This is a genomic window from Victivallis sp. (assembly GCF_048170485.1).
In the GTDB taxonomy this organism is placed as follows: Bacteria; Verrucomicrobiota; Lentisphaeria; order Victivallales; family Victivallaceae; genus Victivallis.
Map to the genome: position 1 here is coordinate 1 of NZ_DBEXAY010000101.1, position 3,909 is coordinate 3,909.

At 61.1% G+C, this 3,909-nt stretch carries 2 protein-coding genes and 1 pseudogene; all 3 read left to right on the forward strand.

Annotation, left to right across the window (positions count from 1 at the left end; translation table 11 throughout):
- A partial coding sequence (locus ACMLHG_RS05360; RefSeq protein ID WP_417169811.1) for a hypothetical protein occupies positions 1-679 on the forward strand: 679 nt, incomplete at its 5' end.
- 136 nt (positions 680-815) lie between these two features.
- Positions 816-3,536, forward strand: coding sequence for a hypothetical protein (locus tag ACMLHG_RS05365; protein WP_417169812.1), 2,721 nt, complete (start codon positions 816-818; stop codon positions 3,534-3,536).
- Positions 3,537-3,543: 7 nt separating this feature from the next.
- A pseudogene (locus ACMLHG_RS05370) lies at positions 3,544-3,909 on the forward strand (neutral trehalase); the annotation flags it as partial.

Below are 3,909 nucleotides of genomic sequence, written 5' to 3' on the forward strand. Positions count from 1 at the left end.
CTGCCTTTCGAACCAGAAGCAGGTCGGAACATGTATCGGAATGTATTCCAACGATTTCAACGATTGGTTCCCCATTGAGATCAACGCGGCGGAGGGCTGGTTTTTTAAACCGTGCCATGACGAGAATCTGAACGGCGGCAAAGGCTACAAATTTTCTACCTGGGGAAGACTGCTGGCTTCTGCGGGATATATTACGGGGACCTCTGAAATCACTTCCTGTTCGGAACAGAAAATTCCAGCTGATGCCGATTGGACCTACCAACAGTATACGTATGGGATGAATGGAGATGGTCGTTGGCACAGCTATGGAGGATATTGCAGTGCAAATGGGTATGGAAATCAGCGCGGCAGATGGCATTTCAGAGCAGCAGATGAGCTGAATTTTGCGACCAATGACACCAAAATAATCCGAGTGGGCAGAGCTCCTTCCGATTTTGTCATGCTTGCCTGTACTCGGGGCGAAGGCAGCGTCTCCCCTACGGCGAAAGTACAGGGAAAAGGCGGGAAAGCAACGATCTACAACAGTACCAGTAATGATATCAGCCGGTATTGGGCATGCCACAAAGGAAAAACCAACGTACTGTTCCCTGACCTTCACGCCTCGTCACAGTCCAACAGTGAAATCCGAGAAAAAGCTGATTACAGAGTGTTCTTCTTCTATGGAGATGAGGAACCTTGAATACCACATCATGTCATACACCTGAATACGATATGATTTTATATGGATCCAACAACATTGCAGGTTTCACTAACGCTGCACAGCCAAGAGCTATCTCTCTTACAATAAAAGTATCCAAAAGAAAGAAACATTCATAATGCGACACACTCTTCTCTTTGCAGCCAACGCTTTGTTGTGCGGCGCACTCGCCGCCGCACAACCGCAGCTGCTCGACGACGCCACCCTGGAACTCGACAACTGGCGAGTCACGCTCTCCACCTTCACCGAAAAATGGCACACCCTCCAGCCCGCCACGAGGCCGCAGATCTTCCGGCGGAAAGAAAACCGGACCGCGCCGGACGGCGCCCGGCAGTTGCAGTACAATCTCCAGATTCCCGGCGCGGCGCCGGGAGAACTCACCCTCGCCCTCACTCCCGCAGGGAATGGCGGCGCGCACTTCCGCGGCGTCGCGAAATTTGCGAAACCCTCCGCCATCAAATTTCTCTGCCTGCAGGGCTCTCTGCCGATTTCGCTCTACGGCACCGCCGCCTTCGAAGCGGACGGCAAACGGATTCCGTTTCCGAAAGAGTTCCGGGGGGAAGTGGTGATCTCCCGCCCGGTCAAGCAGTTCCGACTCCCGACCGTCTCCGGCGAGATCCTGCTTGAAGGGGATTTCTTTCTCCGCATTCAGGATGGGCGCAAATGGAACGGCGCCGGCTTCGGCATCCGCATCGGATTCTTGCCCCACACCGGGCAGCAGATCAGCCAAACCACCTTCGATTTTCAAATCCGCCACGGCAAAGCGGGAGCGTTCGGCCCGGCTCTCGGCAACGTGTACCAGCCCCCCGTCGTCGCCGCCGCCGGAAAGGAGTGGAAGCCCTTCACTTATCACCGGAACGTCCAAAAGAACAGCGTGCTGGATTTCTCCGGATTTCTCGACGCCCCGGCGGGCAAGTACGGTCCGCTCGTCGTCTCGCCGGAAGGGAAGTTCGTCTTCCGCGACCGTCCGGGAATTCCGGTCCGTTTCTACGGAGCGAATTTCGTCGGCGACTCCCAGCTGCCCAACCGGCAGCAGGCGGAGGAACTGGCCGACCGTCTGGCGGCGTTCGGCTTCAACGTCGTCCGCATCCACCACCACGACAACGAGATCTACGACCGCGGCGGCAACAGTCCATCGCGGATCGATCCGGAACGGGTCGACCGGCTCGACTATCTGCTCGCCTGCTTGAAGAAGCGGGGCATCTACTACACCACCGACGTCTACGTGTCGCGCCGGAACATCCCCGCCGCCGAACTCGGCAGCATTGGAGCCATCGCCTCCCCCGCCGAATACAAGGCTCTCTTCTACATCAACGACGACGTCTACGCCGACTGGGAGCGCTGGGCGAAAGCGTTTCTCACCCGGGTCAATCCCCATACCGGTCTGGCGCTCAAGGATGACCCGGCGCTCATCACCCTGTCGCTGGTCAACGAGGGCAATCCCGACTCCTGGTGGAACCGGAGCCCGCGGGCCATGCAGCTCTACAACGCCCGCTTCGCCGAATGGAAGAAGACGCACACCAACGGCACCTTCGTTGAATTTCTCTCGGAACTGACCTCCGGCCGTTACCGGCAGATGGCGGAATTTCTGCGCGGTCTCGGTTGCCGGGCGCTGCTCACCGATCAGAATTTTCTGTGCAATCTCCCGCTCGCGGCCAGTCGTTCGCTCTACGACTTCGTCGACAACCACGCCTACTGGGATCACCCCCGCTTCGCCGAAAAGCCGTGGCAGCTGCCGGTACTGCCGTCGCAGTCCCATCCGCTGGCGGCGCGCCCCGGAATTCCGGGGCAGCTCATGCCCTCCCGGATTTTCGGCAAGCCCTTTACGGTAAGTGAATTCGACTACGCCAACCCCAATCAGTTCCGCGCCGTCGGTCCGGCCCTGATGGCGGCGTATGCGGCGTTTCAGGCGTGGGACGGGCTCTTCCCCTTCGCCTACGCCCACAGCCTCAACGCGGTGACCAATCCGGCCAACACCCGCGGCTTCTTCGACATCGCCACCGATCCGGTCAAAACCTTCTCCCAGCGGCTCGGCGCGCGGCTCTTCCTCCATGGCGGAATCCGGCCGGCCGAACGCGCCTTCGCCGCCGTCGCCACATCGCCGTTCCGCAAGGGGGCCGAGGCCGAAGCGCCCCTCCCCTTCTGCGACCTCGGATTCCTCGCCCGCATCGGGCTGGCAACCTCCCTGCCCCTCCCCGGAAACCGTGTGGCGGCTTTGATCGACATCGGCACCGGCGCCGCTCCGGCAGGCGGGAACATCCCCTCGTTCACCGCCTCGGAAAAGTTGATTCCCGATCTGATCCAGGCCGGACTGCTGCCGCAGGGGTGTTTCGACGCCGCCTCCGGCCGCTTCACCGCTCCCGGCGGACAGCTGGAGCTGAACCGGAAACAGCGCACGCTCCGCATCACCGCCCCCGGCGGGGAAGTTCTCGCGCCCGCGGTCGGGAAAACGCTTCAAGGCAGGCTCCTCGCGGTGGAACACTCCAGCGTTCCGGCCGTTTTCGCCCTGCTTCCGGTCGACGGCGATAAGCTCGACAGCGCCCGGAGAATGACGCTCTTCCACCTGACCAACACGCAGGCGACCGGCATGAAGTTCGGCAACGCCCATCTCGACCGGCTGGAGAGCTGGGGCAAGCTCCCCTTCCTCGCCCGGCGCGGCACCGCACAGGTCACGCTCCGCCTCCCCCGCGGCAACTGGGAGCTTTACGCACTCGATACCGCCGGGAAACGGATCGCCCGGGTCACGCCGGAACCCGCTCCGGAAGGCACCCTCCGGCTCGCCCTCGACAACGCCCGCTATCCCGAGGCGGTCTTCGCCTATGAACTCATCCGAAAGTAGAGAGAATATGGACCTCAATTCCGAAGCGCTCTTTGTCCCGACCCGGCGGCCGTTCCCGAAAGCGGAGATCCCGGAGGTGATCTTCGACGAACACCCCGAATGGGTGGAACTCTATTGGGAAGCGTGGCGTTCCGCCTGGCGGCACGTCTATGAATCGGCGGTGACACCGGTCTCCCCCTACATGGGCGAAGGGTGCGCCACCTCACGGGTGTGGATCTGGGACACCTCGCTCATGAGTTTCTTCTGCCGCTACGCCGCGCACACCTTCCCGGGCATCGAGAGTCTCGACAATCTCTATGCGATCATGTCGGGCGCACCCGCCGGGCTGAAGATCCAGCACCCGGACAATCCGCCGCTGCCGGCCTGGGCGGAG